Genomic DNA, 17,491 nt, shown 5'->3' with positions numbered 1-17,491 from the left:
GAAAGCTTTGATTTGGTGCAGATATGACGTGATTTTGAGCCGGAGCACGAGCCTGTGAACGAAGACCGTCGCCTTCGCGCCCTGCGTGGCCGCCTGCTCTGGTTCGTCGGCGATCCCGAGACCTCCGGCGACGCGGCGCATCGCTTCATCGGGGATGGCCTGGTCGTCATCGCCGACGGACTGATCAAGGCCGTCGGCGCCGCATCGGAGCTGCTGCCGACGCTGCCGGAAGAGGCGGAAATCGTCGATCACCGGCCGAACCTGATCATGCCGGGCTTCATCGACGCGCATCTGCACATGCCGCAGACCCAGGTGATCGCCTCCTATGGTGCGCAGCTGATGGAGTGGCTGAACAAATACACCTTCGTCGAGGAGCAGAAGCTGGCGCAGCAGGGACATCCGGAGAAGCTGACGCGGTTCCTGCTGGACGAGTTGCTGGCGAGCGGCACCACCACGGCGGCCGTCTACTGCTCCGTTCACCGTCAATCGGCCGAAGCCTTCTTCGCCGAATCGGAGCGCCGCAACACGCGGATGATTGCCGGCAAGGTGATGATGGACCGCAACGCCCCGGCGGCGCTGACCGATACGGCCGAGAGCAGCTATGCCGACAGCAAGGCCCTGATCGAGCGCTGGCACGGCAGGGGACGCCAGCTCTATGCGATCACGCCGCGCTTTGCGGTGACCTCGACACCGGAGCAGCTGGCCGCTGCCGGGCGACTCGCCTCTGAACATCCGGACTGCTTCGTCCAGACCCATATCAACGAGAACCAGGCCGAGATCTCGTTGGCCTGCCAGCTCTATCCGGATGCCGATGATTATGCCGGCATCTATCGGGATTACGGCCTGCTCGGCCGCAAGAGCCTGTTGGGCCACTGCATCCACATGACCAAGCATGAATGGCGTGCTTTTGCCGAGGCCGGAGCTGTCGCCGTGTTCTGTCCGACGTCGAACCTCTTCCTCGGTTCAGGCCTGTTCGACTGGGCCCGGGCGAAGCGGGAAGGCGTACGGGTTGCGGTCGCGACCGATATCGGCGGCGGCACCAGCTACTCGATGTTGCGGACCATGGCCGAGGCCTACAAGGTGCTGCAGCTGCAGGGCCAGTCGCTTTCCGCGTTCGCGGCGCTCCATGCCATCACGCGCGGCAATGCGGTGGCGTTGGGGCTCGATCATCTCATCGGCTCGATCGAGCCCGGCCGCGAGGCGGATGTCGTGGTGCTCGACCCGGCAGCGACGCGGGCCATGGCGCACCGGTTGGAAACGGCGCGCGATCTCGCCGAGGAACTCTTCGTGCTCGTCACGCTGGGTGACGAGCGCAATGTCGCCGCGACCTATGTCGCGGGGGAGCGTGTGGGCGATCAGCCCAGCACGCCGCCCTTCCTGGCGAAGTCGATATAGATTTCGCGCAGGCGGATCGCGGTTGGGCCCGGCGCGCCATTGTGGATCGTATGGCCGTCGATCGAGACCACCGGCATCACGAAGCTGTTGGCCGAGGTGATGAAGGCCTCCTCGGCATCGAGCGCCTCATCCAGCGTGAACGTGCGTTCCTCGAAGGTGAAGCCGGTTTCGGCGAGGAAAGCCAGAACAGCCTTGCGGGTGATGCCCGGCAGGACCTTGTTCGAGAGCGGCCGCGAGATCAGCGTCTTGCCCTTGACGATCCAGGCGGTCGAGGACGCACCTTCGGTGACGACGCCATCTTCCACCAGCCAGGCTTCCTGCGCGCCGCTTTCGGCGGCGAACTGCTTGGCCAGCACCGGCCCGAGCAGGTTGACGCTCTTGATGTCCCGGCGGGCCCAGCGCAGGTCCGGGCAGGAGACGACCTTGATGCCGGTCTTGGCGGCGGGGGCCTCGCTCAGGTTGCGGGCCTGCGAGAACATCACCAGGGTCGGCGCCACATCCTTCGGGAAGGCGAAGTCACGGTCGGCAGCGCCGCGCGAGACCTGGAGATAGATACCGCCCTCGTCGATATTGTTGAGCTTGATCAGCTCCTCATGGATGGCGGTCAGTTCGGCGCGCGACCAGGGCAGGGCGAGCCGGATTTCTCCGCAGGAGCGCTCCAGACGGGCAAGATGCGCGTCGCAGTCGACCAGCTTGCCGCCGAGCACCGCCGAGACCTCGTAGATGCCGTCGCCGAAGATGAAGCCGCGGTCGAAAATCGAGATCCTGGCCTCTTCCTCGGGCAGGTACTCACCATTCACATAGACAATACGGCTCATCGGCTTCGGTCTCGTGGTTGAAGGAACGTCGGCATTGGTAGCGGAGGCGCGGGCGGGAGGCGAGTGCCAAAGCCGGCTTGCAGATCGGCGTCGGGCGCAACACTGCCGCGCCGAAGGGACGAGGACCGCCACGGCCACCGGGCCGGACCGGATATCTTCCGTTTACGCCTTGAGCGCGGCCGCGATCAGCCTCTGCGTGTAGCCCTCGCGCGGTGCGGCGAAAATCGCCTCGGTTGGTCCGCTTTCGACGACGCTGCCATCCTTCATCACCATGATCGTGTCGGCCATGGCGCGGACCACGGCGAGGTCGTGGCTGATGAAGAGATAGGAGAGGTCGTGGCGGGCCTGGAGGTCCTTGAGCAACGCCACGATGCTCTTCTGCACGGTACGATCGAGCGCCGAGGTCGGCTCGTCCAGTACGACCAGCGCCGGGTGCAGGATCATCGCGCGCGCGATCGCGATGCGTTGGCGCTGGCCGCCCGAGAATTCGTGCGGATAGCGGTTGCGCAGGCGCGGATCGAGCGAGACCTCCTCCAGGGCCTGCGCCGCGCGCATGTCGCGTTCGGCGCGCGTCAGATGGGGCGCGTGGACCAGCAGCCCCTCGCTGACGATCTCGCCTACGGTGAGCCGCGGCGAGAGCGAGCCGAATGGGTCCTGGAAAACGACCTGCAGGCTCTTGCGCAGCGGCCGCATCTGCGAGCGATCGAGCGGCGCCAGCGCCCGGTCCTCGAATCGGATCTGCCCGCTGGCCGGCACGAGCCTGAGTAGCGCCTTTCCCAGCGTCGACTTTCCCGAGCCGGACTCCCCGACGATGCCGATGGTCTGGCCGCGCTGCAGGGTCAGATCGACACCGTCGACGGCGTGGAGCAAGCCGTTCCTGCGCTTGAGAAAGCCACGACCGAGATCGTAGCTGACGCGCAGGTCACGGGCCTCGAGCAGGATCGGGGCGCCCTTCGGCGCAGGTTGCTTATGGCCTGCGGGCTCTGCCGAGAGCAGCAGCTTGGTATAGGGATGGCTCGGTGCTGCGAAGAGGACCTCGGTGGTTCCGCTCTCCACCACTTCGCCAGACTTCATCACATAGACGCGCTCTGCATATTTCCGCACCAGCCCGAGATCGTGGCTGATCAGGACGACGGCCATGCCGAGCCGCTTTCTGAGATCGGCGATCAGCGCCAGGATCTCGGCCTCGATGGTGACGTCGAGCGCTGTCGTCGGTTCGTCGGCAATCAGGATATCGGGATCATTGGCCAGGGCCATCGCGATCATGACGCGTTGGCGCTGCCCGCCTGAGAGCTCGTGCGGATAGGCATCGAGCCGTTCCTGCGGCCGGGGAATCTGGACGAGTTTCAGGAGTTCGAGCGCCCGCGTCCGCGCGGCGCTGCGTGACAATCCCTGGTGTTTGCGCAGAGGCGCGGCCATCTGGCTGCCGATCCGGAACAGCGGGTCGAGCGATGTCATGGGCTCCTGGAAAATCATCGCGAGCTTCCGGCCGCGATAGGCATTGAGTTGCTTGGGTTTCAGCCCGAGCAGCTCCGTGCCGCGATAGCGGATCGAGCCTTCCACCTCGCCATTCCCAGCGAGCAGGCCCATCGCGGCCATCACCGTCTGGCTTTTGCCGGAACCGGATTCGCCGACGATGGCGACGAATTCGCCGGCTCCGACAGCGATATCGACGCCGTTCACCGCATCGAGCAGCCCATCATTGGTCCGGAAGCGCACGCGCAGGTCGCGGATCTCGAGGATCGGAGCGTCCCCCATCTCAGCGATCCCTGGGATCGAGCGCGTCGCGCAGGCCATCGCCGAGGAAGTTCAGCGCGAACAGCGTGGTCACCAGGAAGCTCGCCGGGAAGATCAGCATCCAGGGCGCGCCCTGGATCGAGCGGGCGCCGTCCGAGATCAGCACGCCCCAGCTCGTCATCGGCTCCTGCACGCCGAGGCCGAGGAAGGAGAGAAAACTCTCGAGCAGGATGATCTTCGGCACCAGCAGCGTGACATAGATGATGACTGGGCCAAGCGTGTTGGGAATGACATGGCGCCTCAGGATGCCGCCGGTCGTGACGCCGAGCGCCTCGGCCGCCAGCACATATTCCTGTCGCTTGATCGAGAGTGTCTGTCCGCGAACGATCCGGGCCATGTCGAGCCATTCGATCGCGCCGACGGCAAGGAACATCAGGATGAAATTCCGGCCGAAGAAGACGACCAGCAGGATGACGAAGAAGATGAAGGGCAGCGAATAGAGCACGTCGACGATGCGCATCATCAGCATGTCGACGCGCCCGCCGAGATAGCCCGCCGTTGCGCCGTAGCTGACGCCGATCACGAGCGCGACACCTGTCGCGAGCAGGCCGATCGCCAGGGAAACCCGCCCGGCGATTAGCGTGCGGGTCAGCAGGTCGCGGCCATTGGCATCGGTGCCGAACCAGAAGCGCTGCCGCTTGATCGGTACCTCCAGAGCGAGCCTGCGGCCATCTTCCTCATTGGCCCGGATCTTCGGGGTCCCGAACTGGTCTGAGCGATCGAAATAGACGAGAAGCCGCTGATCGATCGGGCGCTGTGACGTCAGCGTCAGGCGCACGCCGTCCCGGCTTATTGCGACATCGCCCGCCGTTGCCCGGACGCGTGAGGCGATGCGTTGCACGGCGGCCGGTATCGCCTCGGCCTTGGGATAGCTCTCGATGCTGGCGGGCACACGGACATAGTCCTGGTAGACCCGATCATGCGGATGCCCGGTCATCAACGGGCCGATCAGGCAGGCCAGCGTCATCAGCGCCAGCACGATCAGGCTCGCGACCGCTGCGCGGTTGCGCATCAGGCGGATGCGCGCATCCTGCCAGAGCGAGCGCCCGGTGACGGGCAGGGGGGCAAGCGTGATCTCGCTCATGCGCTCACTCCAGCCTGACGCGCGGATCGAGCAGCGCATAGACAACGTCGACGACGAGATTGAAGACCAGCACGAAGATCGCCACGACAACGACCGTGCCCATCACCAGGGTGTAGTCGCGGTTGAGCGCACCCTCGACGAAATAGCGGCCGATTCCGGGAACGGCGAAGATGCTCTCGACCACGACCGAGCCCGTCAGCAAGGCCGCGGCGGCCGGCCCGAGATAGGAGACGACGGGCAGGGCCGCGCCGCGCAGCGCATGCAGTGCGACCGTCACGCTGGAAAGCCCTTGTGCCCGCAAGGTGCGGATATGGTTGGCGCGCAGGGTCTCGATCATCGCCGCGCGGGTCATCCGCGCGATCACCGCGATCTGCGGCAGCGCCAAAGTCACGATCGGCAGGATAGTGTTGCGGACCGCACCGCCATTCCAGCCGCCGACCGGCAACCAGGCCAGCATCAGCCCGAAGACGATCTGCAGCACGGGCGCGACCACGAAGTTGGGAATGGTGATGCCGGCAGTGGCAAAACCCATCACCGCATGGTCGGCATGCTCGTTCTGGCGGAAGGCTGCGAGCACGCCGAGCGGGCCGCCGATTAGCAGGGCAAGAGCGAGTGCCGATGCGCCCAGCCGCATCGAGACCGGCAGCCCCTGCGCGAAGAGCTCGGCGATAGAGAAGTCGCGGAAGTAGAAGGAAGGGCCGAAATCACCCCTGATCAAAGCCGCGAGATAGGTCAGATATTGCTGATAGAGCGGCCGGTCGAGCTGATAGATCCGGCGCAGGTTCTCCATCACCTTCGCTTCCAGCGGCTGTTCGAGGTCGAACGGCCCGCCCGGTGCGACGCGCATCAGGAAGAAGGAAATCGTCACGATCACGAACAGGGTCGGGATCGCGATAGCGAGGCGACGCAGGATGAAGGAGAGCATTCCGAATGAACCGGGCCGTCTGCGGTGTCATGACCGGGCAGGCCCGGCCATGACACGCGGGTTTCTTACGGCTTCAGGCTCATGAAGCGTGTCGGCAGCGCGCCGCGCAGATTCTGCTGGAAGCCGACGAGCTTGGGCGAGACCAGGTTCTTCGACGAATAGAACATCACCGGAATCCACGGCACCTCGGCAGCCAGGATCGCGTCGGCCTCGCGCAGGATCGCGGCGCGCTTGGTCAGGTCGATCTCGTCGGCGGCCTTGGCCAGCAAGCCGTCGAAGGTCGGGTTGTTGTACTTGCCGGAATTGAACCCCTTGTTGTCGCTGAGGAACAGAAACAGGAAGTTCTGCGGGTCCGAAAAATCGCCGATCCAGCCATAGCGGGCGATGTCGAAATCGCCACCGTCACGCAGAAGGGCGAAATGGGTCTTGCCGTCGGTGTTGATGAAGCTGGTCTCGACGCCGAGTGCCTTCCACTGCTCGGCAATGGCGATGACGGTGCGTCGGTTGTTGTCGGTCGTGTTGTAGCGGAGCTGTATCTTCAAGGGCATGCCGGGCCCGAAGCCCGCATCCTTGAGCAACTGCTTGGCCTTCTCCTCGCGGTCGAGCGGCGAGGCGTTCTTGAAGTCGGCTTCGGCGGCCGTGCCGTAATTGCCGATATTCGGCGGAATGACGCCATAGGCCGGCAGCATCGTGCCACCCCAGATCTCGTCGGCGATGAACTCACGGTCGAGCACCATGGAAAGGGCCTGGCGGACGCGGACATCGTCGAAGGGCTTCTTCGAGCTGTTGATGATGAGGAAATAGGTGCCGAGATAGGGCGCGATCTTGACTTGATCGCCCAGTTTTTCGCGCAGCTGCTTGATCTGGTCGGCGGGGATGTCGGTCGTCATATGCAGTTCGCCGGCCTGGAAGCGCCGGGCGGCGGCGGCGAGGTCCGGCGACGGATAATAGATCACCGTATCGATCTTGACGTTGGCCGCGTCGTGGAAGGCCTTGTTCTTTTCAAGCTTGATATGGGAGTTCGGCACGAACTCCTTGAGCACATAGGCGCCGTTCGAAACCCAGTTCTCCGGCTTGACGAAATCGCTGCCGAATTTCTCGACTGAGGCCGGATGGACCGGAAGTCCGGTCTGGTGCGTCAGCAATTCGAGAAAATACGGGGTCGATCGCTCCAGCTTGATCTCGAGCGTCGTGTCATTGACGGCCGTCACACCCAGATCGGCAAGCTTCGCGCCCCCGTCGCTCTTGTTGATCTTCTCCGCGTTCAGGATCGGATAGAGAATGTTCGCGTATTTCGCCCCCGTCTCGGGATTGACCATCCGCCGCAGCGAGAAGACGAAATCCGAGGCCTTCACCGCGTCCCCGTTCGACCATTTCGCATTAGGGCGCAGCTTGAAGGTGTAGGTCTTGCCGTCCGGGCTGATCGTCCAGCTTTCGGCCACGCCGGGCACGACGGTGCCGTTGATGTGGTGGATGACGAGCCCTTCGGAGAGATCACGCAGCAGATGCGCTTCCGACACGGTCGAGGTCTTGTGCGCGTCGAGCGTCTCGGGATCGGAGTCGTTGCCGCGATGGAAGGTGACCTGGGCTTGTGCGACCGTGGTGGTGGCGAGCGCCAGAGCCGCGGCAATGGCGAGCGGCGCCGCGCGGCGCGTGATCCTGAACATGACGAAACTCCCCTGAGGGCAGGTCTTCCTGCCTGTTCCTGACATGACCGGGAGAGTAGAGCGCGCTGCTCGCGCGCTGCCAAGCAGGAAAAAAACTTGCAGGCAGGAAAAGTCTTGATCCCCGTTTTCGTTTACGGGGCGCCGCCGGAGGGCAGCATGAACGTGTCGTTCTCGAAGGCGATCACGCAATCGCCAGCGGCCTTGGCGCAATCGTTCAGTGTCGCTTCCTTGGCGCGATCGAGCGTCTGAGAGCCAAAGGTGTAGCGGAAATGCTTGCGTGACCGGCTGAGCGCCATCGCCTTCTCGCCGGGCGCTGCAAAATACTGCTCGAATGCGGCGGCGCGTGCCGTCAGCCCCAGCTTGGCAAAGAGCTCCCTTGCCTGGGCGGGCGACCAGGTCGGCAGCTTCCAGGCACGCAGCGACGCGTCCACCTCGCGCAGCCAGAAGAACCGGGCTTGTCCGTGACGGAAGATCAGGTGACCAGTGGGCCGGACTTCGGGGAGCTCGACGAAGCGGATATCGCCGCCGGCATCGCGTGCGGCGCCGCGCATGCGATCGACGAGCGCGGGCGGAAACAGCTCGTCGTTTTTCGCATAGATCCAGAGCTGTGGTGGCGCGCCGGGCACCTGCCAGCCCTTGACGATGCCGACCAGCGCATCGCGCGCCTTGTCGACACAGCTGTCGATATTCAGGCCGCCGGCGACATTGACGATGCCGCGCAAGCCCGCTGGTTTGCGCTGGGCGAGCGCCAGGACCGCCGCGCCTCCCGCCGATTCTCCGACCGCAATGGCGCGCGCCGGGTCGACATCGTCGCGCTGTTGCAGCACCCGCAGGGCGGCTTCGAGTTCGCTGGCATCCGCCTCGAATCGGCTGGTGAAATCGAGATCGGCGCAGGAGGTCGAGGCCGGGAAGGGCCCGTCCGACTGGCCGAAGCCACGACGCATGACGACGGCTGCGAGCCAGCCACGCCGGGCAAAATCCCGGGCGACGGTGGCGTAGGACGCCGCCCGCAAATCGCCCATGCTGACGCTGCTCGAGGATTTGCCATGAGTGATCAGCGCCAGCGGGAGGCGACCCTCAGCACGCTCCGGCCTGACGATCAGCGCCTCGAGCCTGATGTCACGCCCCTCGAGCTTGATCCGGAGGAAGGTGCTCTCCTCGCGCAGGGGCTCCTGCGCGCTGGCCGCTGCCGCGGCCAGGATCGGAAGCATGACAGCCGCGAGCCGCAGCAGCATCCTGGTGATGCGCATGGCCTGTTCCCCGCAATCCCGGTCCGCCGGAGCACCGCAGAATGGCAGGAAACGGCGCCGCTGCAACGCCTCCTGACTAGGCTGGCGAAGCCGCAGCGCGTTCCTGCGCCTCGACCACGGCCACGGCCGTCATGTTGACGACGCCGCGTGCCGTCACCGAACCGGTCAGGATATGCACCGGCTTGGCCGCTCCGATCAGGATCGGGCCGACCGGGAGCGCATCCGCCAGCACCTTGGCGAACTGGTAGGCGATGTTGGCGGCGTCGAGATTCGGGAAGATCAGCACATTGGCGACGCCCTTGAGATGCGAGGAGGGCAGCACCCTGTCGCGCACCATCGGCAGGAGGGCGGTGTCGGCCTCCATCTCACCGTCGCATTCGAGTTCCGGCGCGCGCTCGCGGATCAGGCAGACCGCCTTGCGCATCTTCAGCGAGGAGGGGGTGTCGGCCGCGCCGAAATCCGAATGAGAGAGCAGGGCGATCTTGGGCGGGATGCCGAAGCGCGAGACATGGCTCGCCGCGATCACCGCCATGTCGGCGATCTCCTCAGCGGTCGGATCATGCTTCACATGGGTGTCGGCCAGGAAGAAGGCGCCCTTGTTGGTGATGATCAGCGTCATCGCCGAGATGTCGCGTGCTCCGGGCGCAAGCCCGATGATGTCCTTGATGTGCCGCAGCCGCGACAGGAAGCGCCCTTCCAGGCCGGTGATCATGGCATCGGCCTCGCCGCGCATCACCGAGAGTGCCGCGATCACCGTGTTGTTGGTGCGCACCAGCACGCGTGCGGCCTCCGGCGTGATGCCCCGCCGGCCGGCGATCTCGAGATAGGTCTGCACGTAGTCGCGATAACGCGGATCATCCTCGGGGTTGATCACCTCGCAATCGATGCCTGGCCGGATCGTCAGGCCGAAGCGCTTCACCCGGGTTTCGATGACGCTCGGGCGGCCGATCAGGATCGGCACGGCCATGCCTTCCTCCAGCGCCACTTGAGCGGCGCGCAGCACGCGCTCATCCTCGCCTTCGGCGTAGATGACGCGCTTGGGGTCGGCCTTCGCCTGCGCAAAGAGCGGCTTCATGATGAAGCCGGAACGGAAGACGAAGCGCGACAGGTCCTCGCGATAGGCCTCGATATCGGCCAGCGGCTTGCGTGCGACGCCGGTATCCATCGCGGCCTGCGCGACTGCCGGGGCAATGCGCAGGATCAGGCGCGGATCGAACGGGTTCGGGATCAGCGAGGTCGCACCGAATGTCTGCGATTCGCCGCCATAGGCGCGCGCCGCGATGTCGGACGTGGCCTCCCGCGCCAGCGATGCAATCGCGCGCACGGCGGCGAGCTTCATCGCTTCGTTGATCGTCGTGGCGTGCACATCGAGCGCGCCGCGGAAGATGTAGGGGAAGCACAGGACGTTGTTGACCTGGTTCGGATAGTCCGAGCGGCCGGTGCAGATCATCGCGTCAGGACGTGCGGCAAGCGCATCCTCCGGCGTAATCTCCGGGTTCGGGTTGGCCAGCGCCAGGATCAGCGGACTCGCCGCCATGCGCTTGGCCATCTCGGGCTTCAGAACGCCGGCGGCAGACAGGCCGAGGAAGACATCGGCGTCGCCGATCACGTCGCTGAGCGTCCGCGCATCGGTCTCCTGCGCATAGACCTCCTTCCAGCGGTCCATCAGCGTGTTGCGGCCCTTGTGGACCACGCCTTCAAGGTCGGTGACCCAGATATTCCGGCGCCTGGCCCCGAGCTCGACCAGAAGGTTGAGGCAGGCAAGCGCGGCTGCGCCGGCGCCGGAGACGACGATCTTGACGTCGCCGATCTGTTTTCCCGCGAGATCGAGCCCGTTCAGGATCGCGGCGCTGACGATGATCGCGGTGCCGTGCTGATCGTCATGGAAGACCGGGATGTTCATCCGGGCCTTGAGCTGCTCCTCGATCTCGAAGCATTCGGGACCCTTGATGTCCTCGAGGTTGATGCCGCCGAAGGTCGGTTCCAGCGCCGCAACGACATCGACGAATTTCTCGATGTTCTTCTGGTCGACCTCGATGTCGAAGCAGTCGATCCCGGCGAATTTCTTGAACAGGACCGCCTTGCCCTCCATCACCGGCTTGGAAGCGAGCGGGCCGATATCGCCGAGGCCGAGAACGGCTGTGCCGTTGGTGATGACCGCGACGAGGTTCTGGCGCGAGGTCAGTTCGGCGGCTTCCGCGGGGTCGTCGACGATCGCCTCGCAGGCGGCAGCCACACCGGGAGAATAGGCGAGCGCCAGGTCGCGCTGGTTGCCGAGAGGCTTCGTTGCCTGGATCTCGAGCTTACCGGGCCGGGGCAGGCGGTGGTAGACGAGCGCGCCCGAGCGAAGATCCGTCGACAAGGTGCTTTTCATCGTCCTGCGTTCCTGGCTCCACGGCCCAAGGCCAAATCAGCTTGGAGGTCGCCCGGAAACGCGGTGCCGTCAAGCGTGCCGGGGGCAACAATCATTCAACCGAAACGACAGGATCGCTTCAGGCCGCCATCGCTCCGACGCCGCCGTCATGCAAGTGACAGGCCGCGACATGGCCGGACGCGATCGTTTTCAGCGCCGGCCGCTCCGCCTTGCAGCGCGGCCCGGCATGCGGACAGCGCGGGTGGAAATGGCAACCTGATGGCGGGTGCAGCGGCGAGGGGATCTCGCCGCTGACCGGCGCAAAACGCTTCTTGCKAGCCGTGATCGTCGGCACATTGGCGAGCAGTGCCTGGGCATAGGGGTGCTGCGGCCCCTTGAAGAGGGCGGCGGCGGGCGCGGCCTCGACGACACGGCCGAGATACATGATCACGACCCGGTCCGAGAGGTGCCGGACGACGCCGAGGTCGTGGCTGATGAAGAGGTAGGTCAGGTTGAGTTCGTCGCGCAGCTTCATGAAAAGATTCAGGACCTGGGCCTGAATCGAGACATCGAGAGCAGCCACGCTTTCGTCGCAGACGAGAAATTCCGGCTTCACCGCCAGCGCTCTCGCGATGCCGATGCGGGCACGTTGGCCGCCCGAGAACTGGTGCGGATAGCGCCGCTTATAGGTCGGGTCGAGGCCGACGCGATTGAGAATATCGTCGACATAATCCGCCTGGCCGGCGCGTGTCGTCAGCCCGTGCACGACGGGCGCTTCGCCGACGATGTCGCTGACCCGCATGCGCGGGTTGAGCGAGGACATCGGGTCCTGGAAGATCATCTGGATCGCCAGCGTCGCAGCGTGGCGCTCCTCGGTGCCCATCTCGTCGGTATAGCGCCCGCGCCAGCTCACGCGGCCGGCGCTCGCCTTGTGAATCCCCGCGACGACCCGTCCGAGCGTTGATTTGCCGCAGCCGGATTCGCCTACCAGCCCGACGACCTCGCCGGCCCGGATCGAGAGATCGACGCTGTCGACCGCGTGCACGACCTCTTCGGTATTGCCGGCGCCGAACCAGTTCGCGAATTTCGCGGCCGCGTCGAGCGGTTTGGCGAAGCGCTTCGAGACGCTTTCGAGGGTGAGGATCGGTGTATCGTTCATGCCGCAACCCCGGTTCCGCTCAGGGGATGATGACAGCGCACGCCGCGCTCGCCGGGGAAAGCCGTCGTGGCTGGCGCGATCGTGAGGCAGTCGCCCTGAGCGTAGTCGCAGCGTGGGGCAAAGGCGCAGCCCTGCGGAAGGCGAGCGAGCGAAGGCGTCGAGCCCCTGATCTGGCGCAGTATCTCACCAGGTTCCCCCTCGCTCGGCAGCGAGCCGAGCAGGCCGGCGGTATAGGGGTGCAAGGGCGTGTCCAGCACGGGGTCGACCGCGCCCGCCTCGACGATGCGGCCGGCATACATCACCGCGATCCGGTCGGCGAGCCCGGCGACGACGCCGAGGTCATGGGTGATCCAGACCAGGGCAGTCCCGGTTTCGGCACAGAGGGATTGCATCTCGGCAAGGATCTGGCTCTGGATGGTGACGTCGAGCGCGGTGGTTGGCTCGTCGCAAATGATCAGCGGTGGACGATGCAGCAGCGCGATCGCGATTGCGACACGCTGGCGCATGCCGCCCGAGAACTGGTGCGGATAGGCATTCAACCGCTCTTCGGGCGAAGGGATGCCGACCTTGGCGAGGGCATCCCGGGCGCGGGCCCGCGCTGCCTTGTGCGAAACCTTGTCATGGGCGGTGACGGCCTCGATCATTTGCGTGTCGATGCGCAGGACCGGGTTCAGCGTCATCATCGGATCCTGGAAGATCATCGCGACCTCGCGACCGCGGACCTTCCGGAATTCGTCTTCGCCCAGGCCGACGAGCTCCTTGCCGTTGAGCTTGATCGAGCCCTCGACAATGCGGCCGGGGGGATCGATCAGCCCCATGATCGAGAAGCCGGTGACCGATTTGCCCGAGCCGGATTCGCCGACCAGGCCAAGCACTTCCCCGCGACGGACATGGAACGAGACGCCGTCGACCGACTTCACCGTGCCGGCGCGGGTGAAGAAATGGGTCTTGAGATCGCTGACCTGGAGCACGTGATCGCTCATGGCTTCACTTCTCCAGGCGCGGGTTCAACACGTCGCGCAACCTGTCGCCGACCAGGTTGATCGAGACGATGGTCATGAGCAAGGCGAGGCCGGGGAAGACCGAGATCCAGTAGCTGCCCGAGATCATGTACTGGAAGCCGTTGGCGATCAGCACGCCGAGCGAGGGCTCCGTCTGCGGCAGGCCGACTCCGAGGAACGACAGCGTCGCCTCCAGCGAGATCGCATGCGCGGTCTGCACGGTCGCGATCACGATGACCGGGGCAAGGCAGTTCGGCAGGATATGGCGGAAGACGGTGCGCGCATGGGAGAGGCCGAGCGACTGCGCCGCCTCGACATATTCCTTGCGGCGCTCGACCAGCGCAGAGCCGCGAACCGTGCGGGCGTAATAGGCCCATTGCACGATGACGAGGGCAATGATGATCTTGTCGACGCCCTTGCCGAGCGCAGCGACCAGGATCAGCGCGACGAGGACCGAGGGCAGCGATAGTTGCAGGTCGACGAGCCGCATGATCACGGTCTCGACCTTGCCGCCGGCATAGGCGGCGATCAGTCCGACGGTCATGCCGACGGTCGCGGCGATCAGCCCGGAGAAGGCCCCCACCATCAGCGAAATGCGCAGGCCATAGAGAATGCCGGAGAGCAGATCGCGGCCGACACCGTCGGAGCCCAGCCACATCGTAAAGCCCTCGCCGGCCACGGCGCCTGGCGGCTGGCGGGAGTCCATCACATCGACCGCAGCGAGGTCATAGGGGTTTTGCGGGGCGATCAGCGGCGCGGCGAGCGCCAGCAGCACGATCGTCGCGAAGACCAGGAGGCCGATCAGCGCAACGCGGTCCTCGATGAAGCTGCGGACAAAGCGCCGCAGCGGCGTCTCTTCCCTGGCCGGCGCGGTCGGGGTCGTCGTGACCGTGGGCAGACTGGTCTCGCTCACGTGCTGGCCTCCGTCAGGCGGACGCGCGGATCGAGCGCGGAATAAACGAGGTCGACCAGCAGGTTGATCGTCACGAACAGCACGACGACAACCATGACATAGGCGACGATGACCGGTCGATCGAGCCGGGTGATCGCCTCCAGCAGGAGGCGGCCCATGCCGGGCCAGGCGAAGATCGTCTCCGTCACCACGGAAAAGGCGACGAGCGAGCCGAATTCGAGCCCGAGCACGGTGACGATCGGGATCATGATGTTCTTCAGGATGTGGACGCCGATGATCCGGCTCTGCGAAAGGCCCTTGGCACGGGCGAATTTGACATAGTCCATCAGGGCCGCCTCGCGTGCCCCGGCTCGTGCCAGGCGGATGACAAGCGAGATCTTGAGCAGTGCGAGGTTCAGCGCCGGCAGGGCCACATGCTGCCAGCCGTCGAGCGTGAGCAGCGAAGTCTCGATGCCGAAGACGGAGACGGTTTCGCCCCGGCCCGTGGCGGGGAACCAGCCCAATCCGACGGCGAAGGCGAGGATCAGCATCAGCCCGACCCAGAATGTCGGCAGCGAGAAGCCGAGGATCGATATCGCCATGATCGCGCGCGAGGCCTTGCTCTCCGGCTTCAGCCCCGCATAGAGGCCAAGCGGCAGCCCGATCACGATCGCCATGAAAAGCGCGACAAGGGCGAGTTCCAGCGTCGCCGGCATGCGCGACAGGATGAGCTTGATCGCGGACTCGCCATGCACGAAGGAGCGGCCGAGATCGCCTTGCATGGCATTCTTCAGGAAGATCAGGAACTGTTCCCAGATCGGTCGGTCGAGGCCGAGCGAGCGGGCCGTTTCGGCGATCTGCTCCTGGTTCATCTCCGGCGAGACGAGCATGTAGATCGGGTCGCCGACGACGTTCACGCCGAAGAAGACGATGACCAGCATCGCCCCGATGACGAAGAGGGCCTGCGCCAGGCGACGTAGGATGAAGGCAGCCATCGGGTTGGTTCCTTCGCAAGCGGGATGGTGTGCGCGAACGCAGCGCTCAAAACAGCGTGGCCGGGTTTGCTCCGACCCTTCGGTGACCAGCGGTCATCGGCAAGAGGTTCCCGGGCCTGAGCCCGGGAACGACGTCAATCCGCCGACGCGGTCACTGCTTGGTGACGGAGGTCGCGAGCGTGTACTCGTCGGAGCGCGGCTCGACCTTGAAGCCCTTGCGGGCGGCCCAGGTGTTGAGCTGGAAATGTGTCGGGATCAGCCCGACATCGTTCATGCCGATCTCCATCGCCTCGCCGAAGATGGCATCGCGCTTCTTGTCGTCGACCGTGCGCAGGCCTTCCTCGACCTTCGCGTCGAAGGCCGGGTTGGAGTAGCGGCCGCGATTGGTCGCTCCCATGCCCTTCTGCGGGTTGAAGGTCGCAAGCAGCGCCTTGAGCGAGTCCGAGGACTCGCCCGTTCCGGCGGCCCAGCCGACGAGGATGAAGGAGAATTCCGGTACATTGCCCGCTGCGCCCTGCGAAGCGCGGGTGAAGAAGTTGGCCGGGGGCAGCGTCTCGACCTCGGTCTCGATGCCGAGCCGCGCGAACATCTGGGCGACGGCCTCGATGATCTTGGTGTCGTTGGTGTAGCGCCCGTTCGGCCCGTGCATCTTCATCTTGAAGCCGTTCGGGTACCCGGCCTCGGCCAGCAGCTTCTTGGCGCCGGCGAGATCGAAGGCGACCGGCTTCAGGTTCTTGGAGGTGCCGAAGAATGAATCGGGCAGGAGCTGGCCAGCGGGGATCGCCTCCTTCTCCATGATGCGCTCGACGATGCCCGGCCGATTGATCGCCATCGAAAGCGCCTTGCGGACGCGGACATCCCTCAGCGGATTCTTGATCTCGGAGCCGTCCTTGCCCTTGATGAAGGGGGAGACGTCGCGGAAATGGTCCATGTGGAAATAGACCACGCGGTTCGAGACCTGGCTGACGACATTCAGGTTCTTGTCGCCCTTGAGCTTGGCGACATCCGAGGTCGGAACGGCTTCGATCATGTCGACATCGCCGGCGAGCAGGGCCGCGACCCGGGTGGGCGCCGAAGTGACGATACGGAACGTCACCTTCTTCCAGAGATCCTTGCTGCCGCCCCACCAGCTGTCATTGGCGGTCATGACGACGCGGTCGCCCGAGACGAACTCGGCCTGCTTGTAGGGGCCGGTGCCGCCCGCCGCGCATTTGCCGGCGTTGAATTCCTCGGTGGTGGTGTCCTTGCACTTGGCGGAGATGACGCCGAAGGTCGAAAGATCGGTCGGCACCAGCGGCGCCGGCGCGGCGGTCTTGATGCGGATCGTGTAGTCGTCGACCTTGCTGATCTCCTTGCCGCGGACATAGGCCGAGAAGCTCGAGGGGCTCTTGGGCACGTTCGGCGCGCGCTGGAAGGTCGCGAGCACGTCGTCGGCGGTGAAGGGCGAGCCGTCATGGAACTTGACGTTCTGGCGGAGCCTGAACTCCCAGGTCGTGTCGTCGATCGCCTTCCAGCTTTCGGCGAGGCTGGGAACCAGCCGCTGCGAGGCGTCCTGGCCGACCAGCGGCTCGTAGATGTGCCGGGCCAGCATGTTGTTGGGGGTCAGGTTGTGATAGTGCGGGTCCATCGCGCTCGGCTCGGCCGAGATGCCGATGCGCAATTCCTGCGCGACAGCGGCACCCGCGACCAGAGACAGCGCCGCGGCCATGGCGGCGCGGCTGGCGAGTGTGGCGACGTTTCTCATTGAAAGAACCTCCCGAGTTCAGTGGATATTTTGGCGGATCGGAGCCGGCATGGCCAGCAGCCACCGCGTGGAGAATGTCCTTCTCCACGGATTCGTAGGGCCGGAGCATGCCTGCGCGTGGCAGGATGAGGACGGTAAAGGGCCTCAGAACGCCTTGAAGGTGATGATCGTGTGCGTGTCGGCGATCTCGGGGATCGACTGCACCTTCTGCGCTACGAAATGGCCGATATCGACATCCGCGGCGACGTGGAACTTGGCCAGGATGTCGTAATTGCCGGCGGTCGAATAAATCTCCGAGGCGATCTCGCGATCAGCGAGTTCGCTGGCGACCTCATAGGTCTTGCCGAGCTTGCATTTGATCTCGACGAAGAAGGTCTGCATCACGCGCTCCGAAAATCCTGTCCCTCTGGA

At 65.1% G+C, this 17,491-nt stretch carries 14 protein-coding genes; 1 reads left to right on the top strand and 13 read right to left on the bottom strand.

Translation table 11 applies throughout. The annotated features are described in order from the left end of the window. Positions 1-54: 54 nt before the first annotated feature. Positions 55-1,395 (top strand): guanine deaminase, encoded by a 1,341-nt coding sequence (gene guaD, locus AC1DGP_RS09350; RefSeq protein ID WP_476832031.1) that lies wholly within the window; start codon positions 55-57, stop codon positions 1,393-1,395. On the opposite strand, the gene AC1DGP_RS09345 is transcribed toward guaD, so the two are convergent. The 13 genes from AC1DGP_RS09345 to AC1DGP_RS09285 form a co-directional block, all read right to left on the bottom strand. Further along, positions 1,356-2,213: a D-amino-acid transaminase gene (locus AC1DGP_RS09345; RefSeq protein ID WP_069877297.1), complete on the bottom strand. Its 858-nt coding sequence runs from the start codon at positions 2,211-2,213 to the stop codon at positions 1,356-1,358. The genes guaD and AC1DGP_RS09345 overlap by 40 nt on opposite strands. Before the next feature lie 162 nt (positions 2,214-2,375). Beyond that, entirely contained in the window at positions 2,376-3,971 is a 1,596-nt protein-coding gene (locus AC1DGP_RS09340; protein WP_441506636.1) for an ABC transporter ATP-binding protein, read from the bottom strand. Position 3,972: 1 nt separating this feature from the next. Next, positions 3,973-5,094: an ABC transporter permease subunit gene (locus AC1DGP_RS09335; RefSeq protein ID WP_476832030.1), complete on the bottom strand. Its 1,122-nt coding sequence runs from the start codon at positions 5,092-5,094 to the stop codon at positions 3,973-3,975. A gap of 4 nt (positions 5,095-5,098) precedes the next feature. Next, positions 5,099-6,019 carry an ABC transporter permease subunit gene (locus tag AC1DGP_RS09330; RefSeq protein WP_441489115.1) on the bottom strand — a complete coding sequence of 307 codons (921 nt, stop codon included), beginning with the start codon at positions 6,017-6,019 and terminating at the stop codon, positions 5,099-5,101. 65 nt (positions 6,020-6,084) lie between these two features. After that, positions 6,085-7,686 (bottom strand): peptide ABC transporter substrate-binding protein, encoded by a 1,602-nt coding sequence (locus AC1DGP_RS09325; protein WP_441489116.1) that lies wholly within the window; start codon positions 7,684-7,686, stop codon positions 6,085-6,087. 131 nt (positions 7,687-7,817) lie between these two features. Continuing rightward, positions 7,818-8,936: an alpha/beta hydrolase family protein gene (locus tag AC1DGP_RS09320; protein WP_441506634.1), complete on the bottom strand. Its 1,119-nt coding sequence runs from the start codon at positions 8,934-8,936 to the stop codon at positions 7,818-7,820. A 76-nt stretch (positions 8,937-9,012) separates the two neighbouring features. Beyond that, positions 9,013-11,310, bottom strand: coding sequence for an NADP-dependent malic enzyme (locus tag AC1DGP_RS09315; RefSeq protein WP_441506633.1), 2,298 nt, complete (start codon positions 11,308-11,310; stop codon positions 9,013-9,015). Between the two features lie 118 nt (positions 11,311-11,428). After that, positions 11,429-12,448, bottom strand: coding sequence for an ABC transporter ATP-binding protein (locus AC1DGP_RS09310; protein WP_476832029.1), 1,020 nt, complete (start codon positions 12,446-12,448; stop codon positions 11,429-11,431). Next, on the bottom strand, positions 12,445-13,431 hold the full coding sequence (locus tag AC1DGP_RS09305) for an ABC transporter ATP-binding protein (RefSeq protein WP_476832028.1): 987 nt from the start codon (positions 13,429-13,431) through the stop codon (positions 12,445-12,447). The genes AC1DGP_RS09310 and AC1DGP_RS09305 overlap by 4 nt, the downstream gene beginning before the upstream one ends. Before the next feature lie 4 nt (positions 13,432-13,435). Then, complete coding sequence (locus AC1DGP_RS09300; RefSeq protein WP_441489121.1) at positions 13,436-14,362, bottom strand: ABC transporter permease; 927 nt, start codon at positions 14,360-14,362, stop codon at positions 13,436-13,438. Beyond that, a complete protein-coding gene (locus tag AC1DGP_RS09295) occupies positions 14,359-15,336 on the bottom strand; it encodes an ABC transporter permease (RefSeq protein WP_069877289.1) in 978 nt (325 codons plus the stop codon). The genes AC1DGP_RS09300 and AC1DGP_RS09295 overlap by 4 nt, the downstream gene beginning before the upstream one ends. A 151-nt stretch (positions 15,337-15,487) precedes the next feature. Next, complete coding sequence (locus tag AC1DGP_RS09290) at positions 15,488-17,080, bottom strand: ABC transporter substrate-binding protein (RefSeq protein ID WP_476832027.1); 1,593 nt, start codon at positions 17,078-17,080, stop codon at positions 15,488-15,490. A 144-nt stretch (positions 17,081-17,224) separates the two neighbouring features. After that, complete coding sequence (locus AC1DGP_RS09285; RefSeq protein ID WP_038361355.1) at positions 17,225-17,461, bottom strand: Lrp/AsnC ligand binding domain-containing protein; 237 nt, start codon at positions 17,459-17,461, stop codon at positions 17,225-17,227. Positions 17,462-17,491 lie beyond the last annotated feature (30 nt).

This window comes from Allobosea sp. 05T433 (genome assembly GCF_056396065.1).
Note: the sequence above shows the minus strand (reverse complement) of the source record. Positions and strands in the feature narration are given on the sequence as shown.